The 24,207-nt window shown below is 37.2% G+C and carries 26 protein-coding genes; 6 read left to right on the top strand and 20 right to left on the bottom strand.

What is annotated here, in order from left to right:
• Position 1: 1 nt before the first annotated feature.
• Both ML543_RS07755 and ML543_RS07750 read right to left on the bottom strand, forming a co-directional pair.
• Positions 2-2,278 (bottom strand): DEAD/DEAH box helicase, encoded by a 2,277-nt coding sequence (locus ML543_RS07755; RefSeq protein ID WP_243386663.1) that lies wholly within the window; start codon positions 2,276-2,278, stop codon positions 2-4.
• Positions 2,279-2,446: 168 nt separating this feature from the next.
• Positions 2,447-2,953 carry a PTS sugar transporter subunit IIA gene (locus ML543_RS07750; RefSeq protein WP_243386661.1) on the bottom strand — a complete coding sequence of 169 codons (507 nt, stop codon included), beginning with the start codon at positions 2,951-2,953 and terminating at the stop codon, positions 2,447-2,449.
• Positions 2,954-3,237: 284 nt separating this feature from the next.
• On the opposite strand from ML543_RS07750, the gene ML543_RS07745 reads away from it, so the two are divergent.
• On the top strand, positions 3,238-3,702 hold the full coding sequence (locus ML543_RS07745; protein WP_243386659.1) for an Hsp20/alpha crystallin family protein: 465 nt from the start codon (positions 3,238-3,240) through the stop codon (positions 3,700-3,702).
• A 10-nt stretch (positions 3,703-3,712) separates the two neighbouring features.
• Here ML543_RS07745 and ML543_RS16925 read toward each other — a convergent pair whose 3' ends face one another.
• Complete coding sequence (locus tag ML543_RS16925) at positions 3,713-3,838, bottom strand: hypothetical protein (RefSeq protein ID WP_279326622.1); 126 nt, start codon at positions 3,836-3,838, stop codon at positions 3,713-3,715.
• A gap of 120 nt (positions 3,839-3,958) precedes the next feature.
• On the opposite strand from ML543_RS16925, the gene ML543_RS07740 reads away from it, so the two are divergent.
• Positions 3,959-4,204: an Acb2/Tad1 domain-containing protein gene (locus ML543_RS07740; RefSeq protein ID WP_243386658.1), complete on the top strand. Its 246-nt coding sequence runs from the start codon at positions 3,959-3,961 to the stop codon at positions 4,202-4,204.
• Between the two features lie 438 nt (positions 4,205-4,642).
• Here the strand turns inward: ML543_RS07740 and ML543_RS07735 are convergent, their stop codons facing one another.
• Positions 4,643-4,924, bottom strand: coding sequence for a phage holin family protein (locus ML543_RS07735; RefSeq protein WP_243386656.1), 282 nt, complete (start codon positions 4,922-4,924; stop codon positions 4,643-4,645).
• Positions 4,925-4,946: 22 nt separating this feature from the next.
• Complete coding sequence (locus ML543_RS07730) at positions 4,947-5,282, bottom strand: YppG family protein (RefSeq protein ID WP_243386654.1); 336 nt, start codon at positions 5,280-5,282, stop codon at positions 4,947-4,949.
• A gap of 165 nt (positions 5,283-5,447) precedes the next feature.
• On the opposite strand from ML543_RS07730, the gene yppF reads away from it, so the two are divergent.
• Positions 5,448-5,621, top strand: coding sequence for a YppF family protein (gene yppF, locus ML543_RS07725; RefSeq protein WP_243386652.1), 174 nt, complete (start codon positions 5,448-5,450; stop codon positions 5,619-5,621).
• A gap of 434 nt (positions 5,622-6,055) precedes the next feature.
• Positions 6,056-6,223: a hypothetical protein gene (locus tag ML543_RS07720; protein ID WP_243386650.1), complete on the top strand. Its 168-nt coding sequence runs from the start codon at positions 6,056-6,058 to the stop codon at positions 6,221-6,223.
• Between the two features lie 313 nt (positions 6,224-6,536).
• Here ML543_RS07720 and ML543_RS07715 read toward each other — a convergent pair whose 3' ends face one another.
• The 3 genes from ML543_RS07715 to ML543_RS07705 all read right to left on the bottom strand — a co-directional run bounded on the left by ML543_RS07715 (position 6,537) and on the right by ML543_RS07705 (position 8,788).
• Entirely contained in the window at positions 6,537-6,914 is a 378-nt protein-coding gene (locus tag ML543_RS07715; protein WP_243386648.1) for a YppE family protein, read from the bottom strand.
• A gap of 62 nt (positions 6,915-6,976) precedes the next feature.
• The gene (locus ML543_RS07710) at positions 6,977-7,231 is read right to left on the bottom strand and encodes a hypothetical protein (RefSeq protein WP_243386646.1); all 255 of its coding nucleotides are present in this window, start codon (positions 7,229-7,231) and stop codon (positions 6,977-6,979) included.
• Positions 7,232-7,831: 600 nt separating this feature from the next.
• On the bottom strand, positions 7,832-8,788 hold the full coding sequence (locus ML543_RS07705; RefSeq protein ID WP_243386644.1) for a DUF2515 family protein: 957 nt from the start codon (positions 8,786-8,788) through the stop codon (positions 7,832-7,834).
• An 88-nt stretch (positions 8,789-8,876) separates the two neighbouring features.
• Between ML543_RS07705 and recU the strand changes: the two genes are divergently transcribed.
• Together recU and ML543_RS07695 are read left to right on the top strand one after the other, a co-directional pair.
• Entirely contained in the window at positions 8,877-9,485 is a 609-nt protein-coding gene (recU, locus tag ML543_RS07700) for a Holliday junction resolvase RecU (RefSeq protein ID WP_243386642.1), read from the top strand.
• Positions 9,486-9,519: 34 nt separating this feature from the next.
• The gene (locus ML543_RS07695) at positions 9,520-12,069 is read left to right on the top strand and encodes a PBP1A family penicillin-binding protein (protein WP_243386640.1); all 2,550 of its coding nucleotides are present in this window, start codon (positions 9,520-9,522) and stop codon (positions 12,067-12,069) included.
• A 217-nt stretch (positions 12,070-12,286) separates the two neighbouring features.
• Here the strand turns inward: ML543_RS07695 and ML543_RS07690 are convergent, their stop codons facing one another.
• The 12 genes from ML543_RS07690 to panB form a co-directional block, all read right to left on the bottom strand.
• Positions 12,287-12,817 (bottom strand): YpoC family protein, encoded by a 531-nt coding sequence (locus ML543_RS07690; RefSeq protein ID WP_243386638.1) that lies wholly within the window; start codon positions 12,815-12,817, stop codon positions 12,287-12,289.
• Positions 12,807-13,472 carry an endonuclease III gene (gene nth / locus ML543_RS07685; protein WP_243386636.1) on the bottom strand — a complete coding sequence of 222 codons (666 nt, stop codon included), beginning with the start codon at positions 13,470-13,472 and terminating at the stop codon, positions 12,807-12,809. Before nth ends, ML543_RS07690 begins: the two co-directional genes overlap by 11 nt.
• A gap of 90 nt (positions 13,473-13,562) precedes the next feature.
• A complete protein-coding gene (locus tag ML543_RS07680) occupies positions 13,563-14,261 on the bottom strand; it encodes a DnaD domain-containing protein (protein WP_243386635.1) in 699 nt (232 codons plus the stop codon).
• Between the two features lie 107 nt (positions 14,262-14,368).
• Complete coding sequence (gene asnS / locus ML543_RS07675; protein WP_243386634.1) at positions 14,369-15,661, bottom strand: asparagine--tRNA ligase; 1,293 nt, start codon at positions 15,659-15,661, stop codon at positions 14,369-14,371.
• 548 nt (positions 15,662-16,209) lie between these two features.
• Complete coding sequence (locus tag ML543_RS07670) at positions 16,210-17,397, bottom strand: pyridoxal phosphate-dependent aminotransferase (protein ID WP_243386633.1); 1,188 nt, start codon at positions 17,395-17,397, stop codon at positions 16,210-16,212.
• 14 nt (positions 17,398-17,411) lie between these two features.
• Positions 17,412-17,924: a cell wall elongation regulator TseB-like domain-containing protein gene (locus tag ML543_RS07665; protein WP_243386632.1), complete on the bottom strand. Its 513-nt coding sequence runs from the start codon at positions 17,922-17,924 to the stop codon at positions 17,412-17,414.
• A gap of 15 nt (positions 17,925-17,939) precedes the next feature.
• Complete coding sequence (locus tag ML543_RS07660) at positions 17,940-18,110, bottom strand: YpmA family protein (protein WP_243386631.1); 171 nt, start codon at positions 18,108-18,110, stop codon at positions 17,940-17,942.
• 190 nt (positions 18,111-18,300) lie between these two features.
• Positions 18,301-19,146: a ComEC/Rec2 family competence protein gene (locus ML543_RS07655; protein WP_243386630.1), complete on the bottom strand. Its 846-nt coding sequence runs from the start codon at positions 19,144-19,146 to the stop codon at positions 18,301-18,303.
• An 18-nt stretch (positions 19,147-19,164) separates the two neighbouring features.
• The gene (locus tag ML543_RS07650; RefSeq protein WP_243386629.1) at positions 19,165-21,867 is read right to left on the bottom strand and encodes an exonuclease domain-containing protein; all 2,703 of its coding nucleotides are present in this window, start codon (positions 21,865-21,867) and stop codon (positions 19,165-19,167) included.
• Between the two features lie 95 nt (positions 21,868-21,962).
• Positions 21,963-22,346 (bottom strand): aspartate 1-decarboxylase, encoded by a 384-nt coding sequence (gene panD, locus ML543_RS07645; RefSeq protein WP_243386627.1) that lies wholly within the window; start codon positions 22,344-22,346, stop codon positions 21,963-21,965.
• 12 nt (positions 22,347-22,358) lie between these two features.
• The gene (gene panC, locus ML543_RS07640) at positions 22,359-23,207 is read right to left on the bottom strand and encodes a pantoate--beta-alanine ligase (RefSeq protein ID WP_243386625.1); all 849 of its coding nucleotides are present in this window, start codon (positions 23,205-23,207) and stop codon (positions 22,359-22,361) included.
• Positions 23,204-24,043, bottom strand: a complete 840-nt coding sequence (gene panB, locus ML543_RS07635) for a 3-methyl-2-oxobutanoate hydroxymethyltransferase (RefSeq protein ID WP_243386623.1) — start codon at positions 24,041-24,043, stop codon at positions 23,204-23,206. The genes panC and panB overlap by 4 nt, the downstream gene beginning before the upstream one ends.
• Positions 24,044-24,207: the final 164 nt, after the last annotated feature.

Here is a 24,207-nt window from a genome sequence, read left to right as displayed (position 1 = left end):
CTCATTCCTCTTTCAAAATTCGAATCATTTTCAAGGTTTTATCTTTTATTTTTGGAAGCTGAACATCAGTTCCAATGCAAGATGGGCATCCATCCTCACAAGGACACTGTTGGATAAATGCATAAGTATCATTTAATATGTTGCTCATATCTTCATACACCTTTTTGGACAAACCTACACCTCCAGGGTACCGATCATATAAAAAGATGGTTGGTTTTTCATTATGAACCGATTTCATTTGTGAGGTGACGTGTAAATCACTTGGGTCACACATTACATGTAAAGAAGCAACGTATCTCAAGGCATGTGAAATCCCAAGTAACGTTTGCTCAACAGTTGCATCGTTTAGATTCGTCAAAGATGAAGGGTCTAGACTAATCCAACAGGAAGAAGTATGTAATTCTTCTTCCGGAAGGTAAATCGGGCCTGAACCAATATTTTCATGTGTATCAAACTTGATTTTCTTAAAGATGGTTGCACGAGCTAAAACCATTACATCGCCGTAACCTTTCGTTCCATTTACAGTATGTAGCTGTTGGTCCTCTTCCAAAACCTTTAACTCTACAGCTAAATTGGCGTCCGTAAAATAATCCACTTCAACTTCTCGAACGAATGCTTTTTTCTCTTCCCAGTCCAACGTTTCCACTTGATATTGAATCCCTTGGTGTAAATAAATAGCTTCTTCATGAAGAAGTGTCATCGCACTAAAACGATCCATTTCTCCGATGACCTTCACATTTCCACGTTGGGTAATGTCAATAATGACGGCATTTTCTTGTGAAGCAGACCTTAAACTTATCGTCGAAGCAGGAAACGAATCATTCATCCAATACCATTTCGTATTTTGATAGTGGAGAACTTGTTCTTCCTGTAAAAATTGAAGAATTTCATCTACCTCCACACCATCAAAAGTTTCACCCTTTTGAAACGGTATTTCAAATGCAGCACATTTAATATGGTCGACAAGGACGATAAGGTTATCCGGATTAATGATCGCGTTTTCAGGATTTTTTTGCAATAAGTAATCAGGATGTTGCATAACATATTGATCCATTGGGCTAGAGCTTCCAACGATAAAAATAGCCGCTTCGCTTTTCCTTCTTCCTGCTCTACCCGCTTGTTGCCAAGCACTCGCAATTGTACCGGGATAACCGGTCATGATACACACTTCCAATTGGCCAATATCCACCCCTAATTCCAAAGCATTCGTACTCACAACACCTTTAATGTTCCCTTCCCTTAATCCCCTTTCAATTTCTCTCCGTTGTTTTGGTAAGTACCCGCCGCGATATCCTTGGACGGAATTATTTAGCAGATCTTTTTTAAACAGTTCCTTTAAATAAGTAAGAATCACTTCTACCCTTACGCGACTTTTAGCAAAAACGATTGTTTGAATATCATGTGTTAAGAACATTTTTGCCAAATCACGTACTTCTAGTGTGGCACTTCGGCGAATATTCAATGGTTTGTTTACAATCGGAGGATTGTAAAATATAAAATGTTTTCGACTGCTTGGCGCCCCATTGCGACTAATAACCTCCATATTAACACCTGTAAGCCTTTCCCCTAATTCTCGAGGATTTTGTATCGTCGCAGAAGTACAGATAAATTGAGGTGAACTCCCATAAAAGGAGCAAATCCGCTTTAATCGTCTTATGACATTTGCAACATGACTTCCAAATACCCCTCTATACGTATGTAATTCATCGATTACGATATACTGTAAATTTTCAAAGAGTGATACCCACTTCGTATGATGTGGCAATATTCCTGAATGAAGCATGTCAGGATTAGTAATTACAATATGCCCTGCTTTTCTAATTTTTTGTCGAATGGTTGGTGAAGTATCTCCATCATACGTATAACAATGGATTGGCCCCATTCCCATCTCGGCAATCATTTCATTTAACTCGGCCTTTTGATCTTGCGCAAGAGCCTTTGTCGGAAAAATATAAAGAGCTCTCGCCTCAGGATTCGACACAATCTTCTGCAAAACAGGTAAATTATAACAAAGCGTTTTTCCTGAAGCCGTTGGAGTAACAGCAACAAAATGATTTCCATTCTCAGCTAAGCGAAAAGCTTCTGCTTGATGTGAGTAAAGTTGATCAACTCCACGTTTGTTTAAAGCTAATTGAATTTCAGTATGTAAAGATGATGGAAAAGGCTCGTAATGCGCTTCTTTTTCCGGTATCGTATGCCAATGGACAATTTGATCACGAAATCGTTCGTCCGTTTTAATCGTTTCTAAAACTTGGTTAATTGATTGACGCTTTTTCATTCCCGCTTCCTCCTCCTGTCTTTTATTTTATCGAATAAACGTTCGTTACGAAAGTATTCCCATTAGTTTACATGATCTCCTGCCTTTTTGGTATTTGCCCCCCATTTTTTGTAGCTCAAATAAAAAAGCAGATGTAAAGGTCTCCCCTTAACATCTGCTCATTCAATCTTATTTCACTCGAATTTCAAATACTTTAGAGCTTCCGCGTGTCACTTCTCCTGAAGGAGATTTTTCCATACTTTCTAAAATATCTCCATTTGTTACGACCATTGGTGTAATAGTGCTTGCTGCTTTTTCTTTAATTAATTCTAAATCACATGAGATTAACTTATCTCCTACGTTTACTTTGTCGCCCTCTTTTACATGAGCTTCAAAACCTTCACCATTCATGCTCACTGTTTCTAAGCCAATGTGAATTAAGATTTCAGCTCCCGTTATAGAACGAATTCCAATCGCATGTTTTGTATGGAACAACTGAATTACCTCACCTTCCACTGGTGAAACAACAACACCTTCAGCTGGCTCAATAGCAATTCCATCCCCCATCATTTTTTGAGAGAAAACAGGATCTGGTACTTCTTCTAAGGCGATCATTTTCCCAGAAAGCGGAGCGAAGATCGTTTCATCCTTTTTTAATTCTTTTTCTTTTTTTAAGCCGAATAATTTTTTAAACATTTTATATTCCTCCCAATGTTTTTATTTTTCCCCAACTCTATTGGCTTTTCAAACTCCTTCTATATGAGCTAAAAGAAGGCATGGCGAAAAACCCTGTACTGTTGGGGTTTATTCACTCATGCCTGATCGAATCAGTAACACGTGACATTTTAGTTTGTAGTTACATTACCATATTTGGCGAGTATTTTCAATTCATACACTCCGTCAGATTGAAACGATAAACAGGCAATGTGCATATCTTATATATTGACACCATTAGATTGATCAAATAGGAGGACCAATTTATGAGTAAAGAAAAAGATGAATCACTTCAAAATAAGAATCCCCTTACAGAGACTTTTAATCAGCTCGATGTTTTTTTAGATTATTTATTTCAACCGTCAACTTTAAAGCCGATATTTGATCAAGTTGAACAATTATTTCAAGAAACTCTCTCAATACCTCATATTTCAATCGATTCTTATGAAACGACCAACGAATATGTAATTATCGGGACATTACCAGGCATCCGAAAAGAGCAAATCGTAATTGACATTTTTGAACGATATTTGACAGTGAAAGTTGACCATCACGAAACGTCTACATCCCAACTAGATGACCATAACTTTTTCCAAAAAATTTCACAGATTGGGAATTTCTCAAAAACATTTCTTCTCCCAATAGCAATTGAAGAATCAGACTTACGCGCATCTTTTCAAAACGATGAATTAAAAATTGTTATTCCATTAAATAAAAAAGGTCCAGAGTAATTTCTGGACTTTAATTTTTATGAGATTTTGTCCCATATGAATTATTTTCTTCAGGTGTTGAATCCTTTTGAATGGTGGTCGAATTATTTTTTGGATATTTATTTTTTCTTTCTCGATTGTCATTTCGATTAGTCACTTTCAATCCCTCCTTTTAAACTTCATCAATAGTTTACCTACAGTTTGCCTGAACTATCCGTATGTATTTCTTTATTTTACATAAACTATTGACGCATAAAAGGACAAGGAGGTTATGATCGTGCCATCTGAAAATGATATAAATCGTTATATCCATATTAAATTTCAAGAAGGAGCCATTGATGAAGTAGGCATAAATGGCTGCCAGGTAGAGGATGTTCTGGCTGTACTCATTAATAAATTGAAATCATACCAAAGTGGTCCGTTTTCTTGTATGGAAAATTCACTCGCCATTAATAATTTGGCCAATGCCCAATATGCACTCCACCACCGAAGAGAGAGGGTTGAAAATAAAAATCGACCTTAAAAACTTTGCATCGATTGGTCTAAATGATATGCTTCGCATTTTCTTTCATAAAAGATTTTTATTAATACCTAGATAATTAAGACCAAAAGAGGCACATAAAAACGTGAGAAATGTTGCCTCTTATTTCTCCTACTCAACCATGCCAACAAATAGATTCCATTACTCTAAACAATACGCCCAACGTTTCGGCACAGTTCGAATTAGAAAGATTTATTTTTATTTATCAACCTTCTCCATCAAATTCCACTTTTTACTTTTCATAAAGCGCTTGTGGAGGCTTGTTCTTTCCATTAATCCCCACTACATTTATAGAGTAAAAACGATTCTAAACAGCAACAATCCCTTTAGAAAATACTTAATAAAAATAGCCTTATTCACAATCAAAAAAGAGTGCTCAATGTCACGAAAACTCATGACTATTGTGCACCCAATTCATCATTATTCACAATCGTCTTTCTTCCTACCGAAAACTGTTTGTTTGATCATTTGATGTGACGTAATCGCAGCGCCTCCGGCTATAATACCGTTGGCGATACCATTTATGGAAAAACCGATCGTAAATACACTTGCTAACACACCGGCAAATATAATAAACCAGCCGATCATCCAACTATCGATGAATGGAGTACTTTTCATGGCTAACCCTAAAACCATTAACGCAGGAACAACGATCATCAATTGTGGATGGACCGCAACTTGATTAAAAAGTTCATCAACCATCCAACATTCCTCCATCTTTAAATTATTTTATGAAAGATGTCACACCTTTAAATAAAGAGCTTAATTGATTCATCGTACCCATTAATTGACCAGCAGTATCAACCATTTTATTAAAATCCAAATTTCCATCTGTTTTCTTAAATGAATTCATCACTGAACTCATCCCGCTAGTTTGTGGTGGCGTGAACGATGATGCTTTTGGATATGGCGTTGGGTATGGGTTGTAAACCATTTGATTTGGCATATGGTTTTGTTGCAACCAATACGGTTGAACCTGTTGTTGAAGCGGTTGATAAGAAACCGCCGAAGGATAATACGGTATGGGTCTCTGATAATAATTCGATTGTTTTGGGTACAAGATACATTCCCCCTTAATTCATTCTCATCCATACTTACTCTATGCTACTTTCGTTCCATTGGTGAAGGAATTGTAAAAATTTGTCGAAAGTCACAATTTTATAAAAAAATGCCCTTTCAAAATTCTATGTTACGATTAAACTAAAGGGGCAAAGGGGATGGTTAAATGAACTTTACATTATTAAAAGAAAAGTTTAAGTTTGAAAACAACTATGATGCATCATCACGAAATGAGTTACTCGTTTATGCCAAAAAGCTTTATTTACAGAATGAAATGAACATTTGCGAGTACCGAGAACTAATGAAAGTGCTGGATAGCGAGGGACAATCTGCAGGATAATCCTTAGATACTCCATCCAAAGAAGTTTATATATTAAAGGTATAAGAAGGAGCTGTCTCTGGTCAGCTCCTTAAATTGTATAAGTAGAGAGAAGAATAGGTGATGACGACTGTCCAGGATTGTACAAACGAATGACTGTCACGAATTGAAATAAAGGAATATTGCGAGGAAAACTAAGGAAAAAATCGACTTGGCAATTCACCAGACGCTAGGAGCGGATACGAGAAAGGTTGTTCCTGCGGAAAGCGTCCACCACCTCATGAAAAATTGGAGATTAATTCAAGACGAAGTATGGGTTGTACCTTTGGAGCACTCCTTATTTATTTCTCCGAATAAGTTAACTTACATATCCCTCCCTGAAATATCTCGAATAACTTTTTAGATTTTCTGGACAAACTAAAGTTGTCATCAAAGTATTCCAACGGGAGGTTAATATGAGCCGAGGAAAAAGTTTTCAACATAAGAAAAAAGGACATACCCCAACTCCGCCTAAACACGGATTTGACGCTGCACCTAAACATAATGAGGAAGTCACATATGATATCAATACGGTTGCATCTGAAGAAGCTAGACCAGTTACCACTCGAACCACACACGAATAAGAAACATACATGATTTTACACTCACACCCCGGACATGAAAATTTATTCTCCCCGGGGTTTCCTTTCTACCATCTACCTATCATGAATGATCATTCAGCTCATAGGTAATTTTTATTTTCACAGAAAAAGTGCAAAGCGCAAGTCCTTAGGCGAAGGGCGCTGGAGGACCTGCGAGGAGGCTTCCGTCGCCACAGCAGGGCCGAAGCGACCCGAGCCGATGGAGCTTGGAGCTAGACACCAAAAATACTGTAAAGAGCATACTTTAACACTTTATTGCACTTAAACTTACTGTAACAAAAAAATTAAGCCGACCCTACTTACCGGTCGGCTCTTTCTCTTTTGCTCTTTCTATAAGAGTTTCTAATATAAAAATGGCTGATTGTGTCGCATCCTTAAACCGCTTTAAACTGGTTTGGTAATAAAAAGATTGAACGGATATTTGTTCGATATGCTCTTTACACATTTCAATTTGTGTTTTTGTCACATACTTCGGATGATACTGCTTAATAAATTGATAAGCTAATACTTCCCATTCCTGTAACGTTTGATGAACTTCGTCACAATAAGGCTTCACTTCTTCATAAAACGAAAAAGATTTCTCTTCTCGTTTCGTATGTTCAAATCGTAATTTACTTTCCTCTACTTTGTCTAATAACCAAATAGTCAGTGGGATAATGGAATGTTCGTGCACGTATATTCACCTCGAACGTATGATAGCACACAACCTCATGATGAGAAAAGAATAGTGGAGAATTAATAGCTCGGATTAAAAGAAACGGACTGAGAGGGATTTATTTCATTTTTAAATTTAGTTGGCAGGTTTTGAATACAAGAATTCAATTCAACCATTGAGTTGGTTAAATGATCTAAATGAGCATGAAACTCAGCAGAAGAAGTACTTCTTTCAAGAGCCGTTCGCTCCGTCATTCCTTTTTCTATCTGCTGAAGCTGTAATTCTAATTCTTCAAGTTTCCGTAAAGCGACCACCTTCGCTATCATTGTTTTCATTTTATAGCCTCCTTTTACGGTACAAATTCGTGTCTTCCCACCCATTTCCTTCCCCTATGACAAAACTAGTCTTCATTCGTCAAAGAAATTTAAATTGTTCTAACATTTCCCATTTTCGACAAGCACATTATTTTGAAATATAAGGACAGAATACCGCTAGGAGGTGTTGAAATTGACAAAACAAATAAAAGGTAAGTCAGGTCACCAAAAAACAAAACCGAAAACTGGGTATGGAGATAAAAAACTCGAAGGACCGAATCGTCCATCTACTTAATAAAAAGAAGTTTTCGTATACATTGTGCTTTTCCGTAAGTACTTGGAAATTCTTGCTTTCCTCGGAGAGGAAGCAGACCCTCCCCAATAGCCAGGCTGTGGGGTTTTAAGCTTTCCTCTACATCCCCCAGAGTCACGCATTCTCTTCTATTGCATAGAGGACAAAATAGATAGAACAAAGGTCTTGACACATACGAAAAATAAAAGTCTTTAAGAATAGAGCTTGGGCTAGCATTTCATCATGTTAGCCCATATCCAGTTTAATGTTTCATCGGAAGGAATACTTCGTAGAATAGTTATCTACCTTCATCCATTTTTACGTAGCGTTTACCCTTTCCTCCCTTTTAAATATTCCTCAACTAAACAAATGACTCTCAATTGCTCTTGTTTTTTCAAATACCAATCGGTTAAATGGACTTGCTTTGGAGTTTTTACCACTCCATAAAAATGGTTTAGTCGTTGTCCATGAAACCAATTGCTTTCTCGTTCGTCTATATGATGAGAAACAATTGGGTAAGCAGTCCGCAAAAAAGGTGTTTCTCGTGTTTTATGAATGGGTAAATATCTTTCGAAATCATACCGAGACCCTGTATGTGGTACAATATTTGAAAATAAGTGGAACTTTTCATAATATAGCGGGTGGAACAGAATGGCCGCTAAGCATTTTCCTAATTGAATTCGAGCATGAACCTTTCGGAATCCCTTAACGGTACATCCATACAATTGTCCATCTAAAGTGGGAAATAGTACTGTATTAAAATGAAATAAATCTTGAAATCGGTAGGGAAAGCTTTTAAATACATATTTGTTAAAGTATCGATCTTCAATAACTGGAAGTTGGATTAAATGCTGTTCGTTAATAATGAGGGAAAGTAATAAACGTTTTTCATTTCGATTCTTGAAAAATATTTCCCATTCCCTTTTCATAAAAGAAGAGACGGAAAAAGCTTCTACTAGATGAAATAAAGGTTTTCCTTTCTTTTTAGATAGTTCATAAATAAGCAATTGAGGAAATGCATCGCGAAAAATAAGCCAATTTGCTTTTTCGTATGTTAAAAAGAGCCAGTAGCGAAATTCATCGCTTAATGCTTTTTGGCACCATGTTCCAAGCAAGTCTGTCATACACCAGCCTGCATTTCTTGATACCATGCTTGCTAAAAAGGCCCACTTAATTTCTGGGTTCCGTTCATAAAATTTTGCATAACTAATCGTTCTAGAAATATTATCGATATTACATGATTCCATTTCATGTTGAATGCGACGAATCATCAGTCGTTCATTCATCCAAATCACCTGCTTACTCTTTCATAACTGTTAGGATGAAAAATTTGATATGATATAATAAGTGCTTCTTGATAAAGGAGGGACAGTCTTGATTTTCAACTATCCAAATGGCAAGCCTTATCGGAAACAAGAAGTACAGAAGAAGGCTCCAGCTAAGAAAAAAGAAATTCAATACAGTAATCGTGGGATGACCCTCGAAGCGGACTTAAATGAAACGAATGAATATTATCGTGAAAGAGGTATAGCTGTCATACATAAAAAGCCAACTCCTGTGCAAATTGTTTCGGTAGATTATCCGAAACGAAGTGCTGCAGTCATTAAAGAAGCATACTTTAAACAAGCTTCAACAACTGACTATAACGGAGTTTATAAAGGAAAGTATATTGATTTTGAAGCGAAAGAAACACGGTATACTTCATCTTTTCCGCTACAAAATATTCATGAACACCAAATTTCTCATATGGAAGCTGTCATGAAACAAGAAGGCATTTGCTTCTTAATCATACGGTTTACCAATTCTGAAGAAATATTCTTATTAGATGCGAAAAGAGTATTGGAATTTTGGAATCGCAAGGAACAAGGAGGCCGTAAATCCATTGCAAAAAGTGAAATTGAAACATTCGGTCACCAAATTCCTCTTGGCTATCAACCTCGAATTGATTATATTAAAATAATAGACAAATTGTATTTTAAATAATTTATGTCATTCTTCATGAAAGGTTGGAATGAGTATGAGTGGAGAATATAAATCGAGAGAACAACGAAGGAAAGCACAACAGTCTCAGAAGAAAAAGAAAAAAGCAAAAAAATCAAACGTGTGGAAAAAAATATTTATTGCGATAATGGTGATGGGAATTCTCGGTATGATTGGCGGAGGTGTCACTGTCGCCTATTATGTTTCCGATGCACCTACATTTAACGAAGATCAGTTAAAAGGAAATTTATCTTCAAAAGTATTTGATATGAATGGAGAACAGTTTTATGAAATCGGTACAGAAAAAGCAACTTACGTGCCGATTGATGAAATTCCAGATCATATTAAAAACGCTTTTATAGCAACGGAAGATATCCGATTTTATGAACATAGCGGAATTGATGTGATACGATTTGGAGGCGCAGTATTAGCTAACTTACAAGAAGGTTTTGGTGCTGAAGGAGCTAGTACGATTACACAACAACTTGTCAAACTATCGTTTTTAACACCAGAAAAAACGATAAAACGAAAAGTGCAAGAAGCGTGGCTAGCCATTCAAATCGAACAAAACTATTCCAAAGACCAAATCTTAGAAATGTATTTAAACCGAATTTATTATCCAGGAAATTACTATGGAGTTGCTCGTGCCTCAGAAGCTTTCTTTGGGAAAGAAGATCTTAATGATGTGACGATTGGCGAAGCTGCCATGTTGGCTGGTATGATAAAAAACCCAAGTCGATATAATCCAAGAACAAACCCTGAAGATGCTGAAAATAGACGGAATGTGGTTTTAATGCTTATGGAGCAACACGGATTTATTTCTTCTCAAGAAGCGGAAGAAGCTAAACAAATTCCTATTACGGACTCAATTGTAGAACTGAAAGAAAAGTCTAACCAATACTATGCTTTTATTGAAGAAGTCATTGATGAAGTTCGGGAAGAACTAGACATTGATCCCAGCACTTCCGGTTTAAAGATTTATACGACTCTGGACCAAGATGCTCAAAGTTATGTCGAAAATTTATTAAATGGTGATTCATTATCATTTTCAGAACATATGCAAGCAGGTGTTGCGCTCCTTGATACACAAACCGGAGAAATTCGCGCCCTTGGTGGAGGCCGAAATCAACCAATTGGTGGATTCAACTACGCCACTGATGCGAAAAGACAGCCGGGCTCAACAATCAAACCTGTGTTGGACTACGGTCCTGCGATTGAACATTTAAAGTGGTCAACGTACGAACAAATTAATGACGAACCATATTCCTATTCCGACGGATCACCAATTAACAACTGGGATAATAGCTATCGCGGTTGGATGTCGATGCGTGATGCCTTAGCCTTTTCCCGAAATATTCCTGCCTTAAAGGCGATGCAAGCAGCAGGACTTGATCGAGCAAAAGCCTTTGCAGAAGGAATCGGCATTGAGCTACAGGAAATTTATGAATCCTACTCGATTGGTGGATTTGGAGGCAAAACGGTCGGTGTATCTCCGTTAGAAATGGCGGGGGCATACAGTGCGTTCGGTAACAATGGCTTTTACATTGAACCTCATACCGTTACAAAAGTAGAGCTAGCAGATGGAACAGTTATTGAACTTTCACCTGAACCTGAAGAAGCGATGAGTGATTATACAGCATTCATGATTACCGATATGCTAAAATCCGTCGTGCAATATGGAACAGGTACGAGAGCGAAAGTTTCTGGTTTAAACATTGCCGGTAAGACTGGGACAACAAACTTTACAACAAATGAAAAAGCAACCTATAACGTTCCTAAAGGTGGTGCAAAGGATAGCTGGTTTGTCGGCTATACACCAAAGTATACAGCAGCTGTTTGGACTGGAATGGAAACGAACGATGAAAAAATGTATTTGGATAATAAAGACCAAAAACTTGCAAAAGATATCTTTAAAGATATTATCGTTCATGTATCAAAAGGAGACTCTTCAGATTTTAAACAACCGAAAAGTGTTGTAAAAGTTGCTATTGAAAAAGGTTCGAATCCAGCAAAGTTAGCAAGCGAATGGACACCTTCTGACCAAATCACATATGAATACTTCGTAAAAGGTGCTCAACCGACGAAAGTCTCAGATAAATATCAAAAGCTTGAGAAACCTGGCGACGTAAAAATTGCTTATAACGAAGAAACAAACGATGTTACCTTATCGTGGAATTATTCAGAAGAATTTATGGAATCTACATCATTTGAAGTGCAAATGTCAGTAGATGAAGGGCCATACGAACCAGTTACGACAACAAAGGATTTTTCATTTGTCGTAACTGGCGTAAAACCAGGCTCTGTTTATAAATTCCAAGTATTTGCCGTTAGCGATGAAAATAGTGATAACCGTAGTGATCCTGGCGCTGCCATGATTGAGATTCCAAAGCTAGAAGAGGAAGAAGAAGACGAAGAAAATGAACCAGATGAAGAAGATTTAGAAGAGTTATTACCACCTGGTTTAGATGAAAACACCGAAGACAAAAAAGACAAGAAACCAAAAGACTCTAATTCTTCAAACGGTAGTGGAAATAATGAGAACGAACAACCAGTAGTCGAAGATGGACAACCTATGGACGATCTTTAATACCCCTATAAGAAAAGCGCATAACGCCCGCATATCGGCGAAGGGCGCTGGAGGACCTGCGAGGAGGCTTCCGTCGCCACAGCAGGGCCGAAGCGACCCGAGCTGATGGCGCTTTGCGCTAGACACCAAAAAAACGGTAAAGAGAATACTTTAACACTTTATTGAACGTAAACTTTCTGTAACAATTAAAAAGGTGCGAGAAAAATCTCGCACCTTTTCATGTCTTTTTCTTTTGAATGACTCTTTTTTTGTAGTAGATCTTTTCTAATTCGGAAAACAATTCCTTCAACTGTCGATAGCTATGGAAAAGAGTGATATGGCTCATACAAAATAATAACCGTTCTTCTACATTCACTGGCTTAAATTGGAAAGGATACGAGGTCGGAATTTCCAATGACTTCACTGGACTCTCATTTAACCAGTGAAGCGTTACAAGAAATAAACTAATCCCTTCAACCATCTTCTTGTTAATTAAACTTTTGTCTTTAGATTGGAAGCTCTCCTGTATGTCTCGCTCAACCTCTTTCCAACAACCAAGAACTGAATGTATATTTTCTTCCCAAAAAATCCAAGGTGCTTCCTTTTTGCCTCCATCCTCTATTCTATATAAGAGATCATAAAAGAAAGGAAATGAGCGAATTCGTTCAGAAAAGGACAAGCGAAGGTCCAACTCAATCTCGTCTTCACGTATGAGATATGAGTTCGCTAAATATGAAGAAGGAACTTTCAAAAGCACTTTACTTTGCATTCACTGTCTCCATACCTTTCGTCCGCTTCTTCCCTTCCCTACACAAATATAACAGGGGACATTCTAAACATTTTGGAGATTGAGCCTTACAGTGATAACGACCGAAGAAAATAAGTCGATGGTGAGTAATTCCCCACTCTTCTTCTGGCACTTTCCTCATTAGCGTCTTTTCAACTTCTAAAACGCTATCTTTATATCGACATATCCCTAATCGTTTACTCACCCGTTCAACATGAGTGTCGACTGCAATTGCCGGTTTATTAAACGCTACTGACATCACGACATTTGCTGTTTTTCTTCCGACCCCTGGTAACTTGACGAGCTCCTCTCGCTCTTTCGGTACTTCACCGTTGAACTCATCAAGTAACATTCGACAAAGCTTTTGTATATTTTTTGCTTTATTCCGATATAACCCAATGGAACGGATATCTTGTTGTAATTCCTCTAATGATACGGACAAATAGTCTTCTGGCTTTGTGTATTTTTGGAATAAATCTTTCGTCACTTTATTGACGAGTGCATCTGTGCATTGGGCAGAAAGAGCAACCGCAATCACAAGTTCAAATGGATTTCGGTGATTCAGTTCACAATGGGCATCAGGAAACATTTCTGCCATTTGGTCTAAACATTCTCGAATTTGTTTTTTATTTAACATGTCTTATCACCTTACTTCCAATATTGATATTCTTCTACCAAGTTTTATACTAAGTATTTGAAGTAACAATAAAAAAGCGAGTGATAGACATCACTCCCCTTCTAACCAATTATAAAATGGAACAATACGTTTATAGTCAGAATTAGCTTGATTTTGTGTTGTTTTACGATTCATTGACTCTCGGAACTTTTTTGAATGCTTTCTAGCTTGCTCAATCGTTTTAATCCCATTCTTTTTCCATTCAAACAAAATTCGATCAATGTATCGGAAGTTTAATTTGCCACTCATAACTGCTTCCCTTAAAGCTGCCATTATGATGTCTGGGTCATGATGATCTTGGTCCAACCAAATGGACAATGTTTCACATTCAAAAGGAGAAAGCGGACGCCCAAATTCTTGTTCAAAGATAGAATATAAGTTCTTCTCGGTTACAGGTTGTTGAACTGGTTTATTCTCTTTTTGAAGGAAGTCATAGACCTTCTCCCATAGCGGACGCAATGAGTATTTTTCAAAAATAATAGCATTCTCTTCTAGTTCTTCAATAAAAATATAATTTCGTTGTAACAATCTTCTTAGAAGATTTGTACATTCTTCCGTCGAAATTGACATATGTTCAGCAATTTCAGTTGGTGTAGGAAATAGTTTTCCCTTGATTAAATAAGAATGAACTAATAATAAAATCGCTAACTCCTGTTCATTCAGTCCAATTTTATGATAATTCCATAGCAAGGCATTCGGAATGGATACCGTTCCTTGCTCCTGATAGGCAACAAACTCCTCTTTTTTCATCCTTTGGAACACCTCATTTGTAAGTATACCACGTACAGTTTTCCTTTTCGATATCCTCTTTCCGGTAAAAATATGAAGGTCTCCTGTTAAAAGGAGACCTTTTATTATTATGGATATAAGCGATTTAATAGACGTGGGAATGGAATGGTTTCACGGACGTGCTCGACACCACTAATCCATGCAACTGTACGCTCAAGGCCTAATCCAAACCCTGAATGTGGAACAGAACCGTATTGACGAAGCTCTAAATACCATTTATAGGCTTCTTCATCTAAATCATGCTCTTCTAATCGTTGTTTAAGTAAATCAAAATCATGAATACGTTCAGATCCACCGATAATTTCTCCATAGCCTTCAGGGGCAATTAAATCGGCACATAAAACGACATCATCGCGATTCGGATCTGGCTGCATATAGAACGGTTTTAATGACGTTGGATAGTGCGTAATAAATACTGGTTTATCAAAAGATTCCGCAATCGCAGTCTCATGTGGAGCACCAAAATCATCTCCCCACTGAATGTCGTCAAACCCTTTTTCATGAAGCAACTTAATTGCATCATCATACGTAATACGAGGGAATGGAGCAGAAATCTTTTCAAGAGCGGATGTATCTCTTCCAAGCACTTTCAGCTCAAGCGCACAATTTTTCAGTACAGATTGAACGATGTGTGACACATACTCCTCTTGTACTTTTAAGTTGTCTTCAAATTCATAAAATGCCATCTCTGGTTCAATCATCCAGAATTCAATTAAATGACGGCGTGTTTTCGACTTTTCAGCACGGAATGTTGGGCCGAACGAGAATACTTTTCCTAAAGCCATTGCAGCTGCTTCCATATAAAGCTGACCACTTTGTGATAAATAAGCATCTTCATCGAAATATTTCGTATGGAAAAGCTCAGTCGTTCCTTCCGGTGCACTTCCTGTTAAGATTGGTGGATCAACCTTTACAAAACCTTGTTCATTGAAGAACTCATACGTTGCTCGAATAATTTCGTTACGGATCTTCATAACAGCGTGTTGACGCTTAGAACGGAGCCATAAATGGCGATGATCCATTAAAAATTCAGTTCCATGTTCTTTTGGAGTAATAGGATAATCAACTGCTTCATGAATGACTTCAATTCCTGTTACCCCTAGCTCGTAACCGAATGGAGAACGTTCGTCTTCTCTGATTACTCCCTTTACATACAAAGATGTTTCTTGCGTAATTGACTTTGCCTTTTGGAAAACTTCTTCTTCCACTTCAGCTTTCACAACTACGCCTTGAATAAACCCTGTTCCATCACGAAGTTGTAAAAACGCAATTTTTCCACTAGAACGCTTATTCGCTAGCCAAGCGCCAATCGTGACTTCTTGTCCAACGTATTTATGTACTTGAGAAATCGTTGTTTTCACGTTTATTTGTCCCTCCAACATCTAAATACTGCTATTAGATATGTGCATATACATACTTTTCTATTATACATCTGTCTCATCATTCATTCAAATATTCCTTATAGGACTTCGTCGGATTTTTGATTTCAATGAAAGGCTGTTTTCATATAAATTGTTGCTTTTTCAGTCATTTTTAAAATGAATTCTGAACATTTCGCTTCGTACACTTTCTTTCCGTGGATAGGGCTGTCTAGTTTCGGCTCCTAGCGAATAGCGAACGATTCTAGTCCTCCCCTACAATAAGTCAATACCTGCTCGATTCACTCGCAGTATCTCCGTGCAGAATCCTCTCGTTTGTACGTCCACTGGGCAGCCTCTACTTTTCTACGAGCATCCTCCGCATTCGGCCTGTGGGGTCTCGCCGTCTCCTCTGCATCCTGTGAGTCAAGTCGCTCCATTACAAAGAGGAAAAACAATTCTCAACTAAAAGCAACAATCCTTTAGGAAAGAGCCAAATGAAAAGGCTATCTAAGCTTAATTGCTTTAGATAGCCACAAATTTAAAATGGTTTAATGAGTTATTTTCTTTTCAACGAATCGTTTCATACGGCTAACGGCTTCTTCCAAGAGCTCCAGAGAAGTTGCATAAGACAATCGTACATTGTCTGGTGCCCCAAAACCGGAACCTGGTACAATCGCCACTTTTTCTTCCTCTAACAACGCTTTTGCAAATTCATCTACATGGTTAAATCCTGTTAACGTTGCAGCCTCTTTTACATTTGGGAAAAGATAAAATGCCCCTTGAGGTTTAATGCAACTGAAGCCAGGAATTTGAACTAATTGTTCATAAATGGTATTTAATCTTGACTCGAATGCTTGGCGCATTTCTTCAACTGGTTGTTGCGAACCCTTATATGCTGCAATCGTTGCAAACTGTGCTATCGACGTAGGATTGGATGTACTATGACTTGCTAAATTTGTCATTGCTTTAATAATCGTCTCATTTCCCGCTGCGTAACCAATACGCCAACCAGTCATTGAATGGGATTTTGACACACCATTGATAATAATTGTTTGCTCTTTTAACGCAGGTGATAGCTGAGCAATGGAGACGTGTTTATTTTCACCGTAAATTAACTTCTCATAAATTTCATCTGACACGATTAAAATGTCATACTCTAGGCAAATGTCTCCTAATGCTCTTAACTCATCAGCTGAGTAAAGCATTCCGGTAGGGTTGCTCGGTGAGTTTATAATGACCGCTTTCGTTCGATCCGTAATCGCTTCTTTTAACTGATCAGGTGTAATTTTAAACGAATTGGATTCTTGACCTTCGATAAACTTCGGTGTACCACCAGCTAATTTAACTTGTTCTGGATAGCTTACCCAATATGGTGTTGGGATAATTACTTCATCCCCCTCATCTAACAACACTTGGAATAAAGTATAGAGGGCATGTTTCGCACCTGAACAAACTATAATTTCAGATGGACGATACGTAATTTGCTGGTCAACTTGAAATTTTTCAATGATTGCTTCTTTCAAAGACACTAAGCCACCAGACGGCGTATATTTCGTATGTCCTTCTTCCATTGCTTTATACGCCTCCTCAATAATATGTTTTGGCGTATTAAAGTCTGGTTCTCCTGCCCCTAATCCAATGACATCATGACCTTCCGCTTTTAATTGTTTAGCTTTAGCTGTAATGGCTAAAGTGGTAGACGGTGTAAGCGTTGAAACACGTTTTGCTAATTTCATGTCAACATCCCCCTTTATTGTTGTATACTATAGGATTTGTAAACTTTTGGATCTGTAAAGCTCACAATAAAATATGTATAACGGTTTTTTTGGTCCTTGTAACGTACCTCCCAAACCGGTATATCCCATTTTGGGGTTTGCGAATTGTCAAAGCCTAATTGAATGGAAATAATCTCGTTTGGCCTTTTCTCTTCATCATATCGATGAACAAGCTCTAATACCTCTTCCTTTGTCAAACCATCTTTCTCTAAAAAAATGTGAACCTGCTCTTTTTCCTCTTTTGGCACGAAAGCAACCACTTGTTCATCATTTTTGTTTTTTCCTTTTACAACATAATAAACGCTGTCGCTACGATAAGTCGAGACTTCCTCAATATTTTTTATGCCGTTTTCTATTGCTTTCTGTTCTGCATATGCATGGCCGTCCGTTCTATGTTCCAGCGCGGACCTTAAAATGAGCGCAACCGTAGTCGTAATAAGTGTAATAATTATGATGATACTTAACGTTATTATTCCTTTTCGATTCATCGTTTCCTCACCTAGTTATGTTCGGTAAATCGTAAAAACTGCTTTGTTGGGATTTTCCTTATCTAATGCAAGGCCGAACATTAAATTTTCTCTTTTTAGTGTACGGTTTAATAAATCAACCATTTTATAAAGATCACTTGAATGGTCTACCGTCACAGAAGAAATAATTTCAATCTTACTTTCCACCTTTAAATCCTCCCCACAACAAACATTATTTGTAACTAATAGTTCCTTTTGTTTCGGAAAAAATATTATTACAACAACTTGATTTGTTGTATAAGTCCCATTATAACAGCTTTTTGGGCGTTCATTAAAAAAATTTCTCCTTATCCACACCTGATAGAACCTGTGCTAACGCACAGGTTTTTTTACACTTTTATCTGTTTTCAAAAGCGATAGGAATCACTTCATACTTGTTTTCATTCAATTTAATGGAAATACTTCCGAATTGTTTTAATGGATAAATATCCATCCAAGACTGGTAAAGACGCTCCATCACATCCTGGCTAGGCCATTCATCGTTCTTCCGAAAAATAATAGCAACCTGTGGGTTTAAGTAATCTAGAAATTCTTTCGTTGATCCTGTCCCTTGCCCGAAATGAGCGACTTTTAATAAATTTATTTCTTGTAGATCCTTTTTCATTAACTGTTTTTCTACTTGTTCGTTTGACGAACTCATCAAAAGCCACTGATGGTGATGAAAAATTAGCCGAAGGTCCATTCCCTGCAAGTTGGATTCATTATAATTTTCATGTAAAACTTGCACTTTAAGTCCTGGTAGGATTTCGTATGATTCATTTTTCTTCCAAATTCCCCAATGATCGACTACCTTAATTTGATTCAATGAACTATTCAATAAAATATGTTCACCGGTAATAAACTTCTTTACATTTAATTTTTCCTTTAATTCGATTAAATTTCCCGTGTACTGCTCGTTAGCACTCGTTATGATGACCGCATCTAAACTCGATACATCAAACATCTTTAATGTATCGTATAATTCTCTATCAGACTTAGGGCCTCCAGTATTTATCAGGACATTTTTCCCTGTGCCGTGTTGAATTAAAATGGCTTCTCCAGAAGTCAAATCAATAAAGGTTACACCGAGTTCGTTTTGTTCTAGTTTTAAGTCGACCTTTTCAATGATTGGTTGCTCTGACTCTAAATGGTCAAAACCAAATAACGCCAGTAGAATTAGAAAGCCGAACCAAATTTTATACAATATATTTCCCTCCAACGACTAGCGCTCTTGTTGAATCGCATCTTGTATGAGGTTGATGAAGTTACCATATTTCCACTTTCCAACCTTCAACGAATTTTTAAAATAGGACCCGTAATGACTCGTCTGAATTCGATGATCGAGTAGAAATAAGGCTTGTGTTTCTGTTGAATGGCGAAAATTAAATACCGCATCTTTCAAAGCAATTACCGATTCAGGTAAGGAATAATCGTAAAATGAACTTTTTCCTTCTTGTTCTAACCACTCGACGTTTGCGGATACAATTGGGTCTTGAAGTGACGAAAATGGCAATTTCGTAACAACAAGTGTTTGAAAGAACGTTTTATGAGATTCTATTCTGTTCCAAAACTTCACTGTACAAAAGAGACAGCCTTCTTCAAGCTGCTGCATCGTTTTCAAAACTTTCGCAGGGTTACCACCGCTAATTCCTTGTCCGAAAATAAACAACTCTTCTCTATCAATTATTTCTTTCATTTGTTCGTAAGTTAACTTTAGTAATTCAACTGATGAGAATAACACGATGACTTTCCCTTTAATTCTTTTCAATAGATAGGTTAAATCAATCGCTAATTGTCTTGAATAATCTTCTTTAGACGTTAAACGGCTAAATGTTAAATTATCCGCTACATAAACATTCATTGTACTTTCATCGGTTAAAGGAGATATCAAGCTCGTTGTCATTGGATAAAAATCCGTTAACCCTAGCCGCTCAATCCAATGATGAAAACTATCTTTTACGGTAAGAGCGTGACTGATGAGCACGACACTCTTTTTCTTCGAGAAAAATTTGTCCGCTAAGAAAGTGGCAATTCGAACCGGTTCTGAATATAAAGCAACCGCATTTTTAGCCCCTTTTGCCTCAATTTCTATCCAAAACACTTCTTCAGATGAAGTATCAAAAAAGAAATAATTCAACTGCAAGCGAAGTTCTTGGCAAAAGTCTACGAAAGAAATAATTTCATCCTCATCCATTTGGTTATGAATTAGTTTTACTTCACGGCTAGACTCTTTATTCATGAATTGAATGATGTCTAGTAGTAAAAATTGATTTTTTCTTACAAGCTCTATAATCTCATTCCATATCGGACCCTTTTCTCGGTCTTGATGGTAACGATAGCGAAAAAGGTTTAATTGATCTGAGTTGTTTTTCCCTTTGACATAAAAGTGAATATAGCGAAACAACTCATTGAGCTGTTCGTGTAATAGGATAAGCTTTTGCTTCACGGTCTCTGATAGCTTTCCGAATTTTTTTTCCGCTCGTTGAATCTTTTGAGCTATATGAGAATATTCTATCCGCTGACCAAAAAATTTTCGGCCGTTCGCTTCAAAATAATGAGCTTGATCAACTAAAACAAACGCATTTTGAGACAAGTGCTTCTTTCCGAAAGTATCATCTGCCAATAGCATCGCATGAGTCGTAAAGATGATGGAAGCATGCTTCGCTTTTTCAATAGCCCGTTGATAAAACGAAAAATTATTTGTTGGATGAGATGGGTTATTAACTCCTTCACATAATCTTTCCCAAATTCGAATCCCACCAGATGATAAATTTAATTCATCGACATCCCCTGATTCTGTTTCAAGTAACCATATTAAAATTTGTGCTTTCGTTAAGGCGGTGTCATAATTTGTCTCGTCTTCCTGTAAAAAGCGCTCAAATCGCTGGATAGATAAATATTTTTTTCTTCCTTTTAGTATTGATGCTGTCACATTAGAATATCGTTGCTTAAAGTTTTTTTCCCATGCTTCAAAGAACTGATAAATCCGTTCACTCGAAGAACAGGCTATTGTAACGGACTGCTGTCTTGAATTCACATGATATATAGCTGGGAATAAAAAAGCTTGAAGATCGTTCGAATGATTTTCTTCAACTTCTATTAAACCGTGTTGGTTCGTTTCAAATGCTTCTAATATTTTGTTTGAGACTAGTTTAAATGGATAAGTCCAATTATTTGTTTCTGCTTCAAGGAATGCATCAAATGACTCCATTTCACCCATTGTTTTTTGCTCTTTTTCTATTTTAACTGGGGTATGCTTTCTTATTGAAAAAGAATGTGTTTGTAGAAATGGTGCAGTTACTTCATTAGCTACTTTTTCTTTCCTTTTAATTTCGTTATGAATTAAAGGCTCAACATCACTTACAAAATCATGACTGATTGCATGTAGTTGACGAAGGGTTCGCGCAGGAACAAAGGCTAATTTCTCTTGAAGCTTTTTCCAAATTAGAGCCGTTACATGTGCATCACTATCTGCTCGATGAGGATTTTTATGCTCTATCTGTAATGACATGGCTAAATCTTGAAGTTTGTAACTTTTTATCGTTGGAAATAGGATTCTGGCCATTTCGACCGTGTCAATAACTGGACCATCAAAAATTGGCAACTGTACCCGTTTTAATTCTTCCCTTAAAAACGACAAATCAAAATGAATATTATGAGCAACAAAATAACAACCTTTTAATTTGTCTAAAATAATTGGTGCAACTTCTTCAAATACAGGAGCATCTTCTACCATTTCATCACTTATCCCCGTTAATTGTTCGATAAATGAAGGAATTGTATTTAACGGATTGATAAACGTAGCATACGTTTCAACAATGTCTTTCCCTTCCATTAGGACAATCGCAATTTGAATAATTCGATCTCCGTTTTTCACTGAATTCCCTGTTGTTTCAATATCTACAACTGCAAATCTTTCCTTCATGCTTGACACCTCAATTGAAAAATAACAACTCCATTGTATCACTTTAAAATACGAAAATCCCCTTCTTCAAACAAGAAAGGGGATTTTTTCGCACATTATCCAATCGTAAGCGGTTGTTCTTCTTCGATTAATTCGACAATTTCATTGTTCTCATTCATTATTGCAATTTTTGGCTTATGTTCTAAAAGACGATCTTCACTGATCATTTTATATGAAATAATGATAACGACATCACCTTCTTGAACAAGTCTTGCTGCCGCACCATTTAGACATATAACGCCGCTACCGCGCTCTCCAGAAATAACATATGTTTCTAAACGTGCACCATTATTATTGTTTACGATTTGTACCTTTTCATTCGGTAAGATCCCAACTGCATCCAAAATATTTTGATCGATCGTAATACTTCCCACATAGTTTAAATTTGCCTCAGTTACGCGAGCACGATGGATTTTTGCACTCATCATTGTACGGAACATTGTATTTTCCTCCTAGTTCACTTCAATTGTTATATTATCAATTAGGCGTGCTTGAGAATACTTTACAGCTAAGGCAATAATCACTTCGCCTGTTACCGTTTCTACTTCTTCCAATTCAGGATATGAATAAAGTTCAATATAATCAATTTCTCCTGAAATATGTTCAGTAAGAAAATCACGAACATGCTTGGTGACAACCTTAGGATTGCGCTCTCCTTTTTCAATGGTTTGTTTAGCCTTTAAAAGTGAAGCGTATAAATATTTTGCTTCTTCCCGTTCATGAGGTAAAAGCCTCACATTGCGAGAGCTTTTCGCTAAACCATCTTCTTCTCGTACAGTTTCAACCCGTACAAGCTCTATTGGAAAATGGAAATCGTCAATTAAGCCCTCCACGACCGCAACTTGCTGAGCATCTTTCATGCCAAAATACGCTCGATTCGGCTGAACTAAATGAAATAACTTCGTTAATATTGTAGCAACACCATCAAAGTGGCCTTCTCTAGATTTGCCGCAAAGAACATGAATTCTACTATGCACTTGTACAGTAACAGATGGCTTATTCGGATACATTTCTTCAGTAGTAGGTGCAAATACCACATCTACTCCTACATTCTTTGCTAAATCAAGATCACGCATTAAATCTCTTGGATACGTCCCAAAATCTTCATTAACGCCAAATTGTAACGGATTAACAAATATACTTAACACGACAATATCATTTTCTTTTCTTGCGTTTTTGATTAACGTGAGATGTCCTTCATGTAGGTAGCCCATTGTTGGAACAAAACCTATTGATTTGTTTTGTTTTTTCCATTTCTGTATTGTTTGCTGCAATTCGTTTTTAGATTTGATGACTATCATTTTGTGACTCCCCCATATAATGCCGTTACCGTTTCTTCCTTCATGGAAAAGCTGTGCTCTTCTTTCGGAAAAGATCGCTCTTTCACTTCTTCAACATATTGTTCAAGCGCAGTTGTTATCGGTTCATTCAGCTGTGCGTATTGCTTCACAAATTTTGGTGTTCGATCTACCCCGTAACCAATTACATCATGATATACGAGGACTTGTCCATCCGTATCCTTCCCAGCTCCAATACCAATTGTTGGGATGGATAGTCTATCTGTAATTTCTTTCGCAAGTTGATGTGGTACGCACTCCAACACAAGTGCGATGGCACCAGCCTCTTCTACCTTTCTGGCATCATCCATCAACTTCTTTGCACTTTCCACATCTTTTCCTTGAACTTTATAGCCACCTAAAACGCCAACTGCTTGTGGAGTTAAACCTAAGTGAGCCACTACAGGGACCCCCGCATTCGTTAAGGCTCGGATAACATGTAATACATCTTCTGCTCCTTCAACCTTTACTGCATCTGCTCGGCTTTCTTGCATGATTCTCATCGCATTTTGTAACGCCGTCTCAACCGATATATGATAAGACATAAAAGGCATATCTGTTACAACGAATGTGTCTTTTGCCCCTCTTTTTACGGCTTTTGTATGATGGATCATGTCATCAACTGTAACCGGTATTGTGGAATCGTATCCTAATACAACCATACCTAAAGAGTCTCCAACTAAAATCATATCGGCATTCGCTTTTTCGACAAGCTTTGCTGACGGATAATCATATGCTGTCATCATAACAATCGGTTCTTTTTCCCTTTTCATTTTCATAAAATCTGTTCTTGTTAACATCTTAACTCCCCCTCAATTGTAACTTAGAGGAGATGAATAATAACCGGTAACGAAAAAATCCTTCTTCGGAAGGAAGAAGGATTTTAGACATACGTATCCCATCGGCTTTTCATCCCTCTGTCCCAGTCCATTTGGATCAAGGCAGAATCCATTTATTTAGGTTC

This window comes from Bacillus kexueae (genome assembly GCF_022809095.1).
GTDB classification, from domain to species: Bacteria; Bacillota; Bacilli; order Bacillales; family Aeribacillaceae; genus Bacillus_BZ; species Bacillus_BZ kexueae.
Note: the sequence above shows the minus strand (reverse complement) of the source record. Positions and strands in the feature narration are given on the sequence as shown.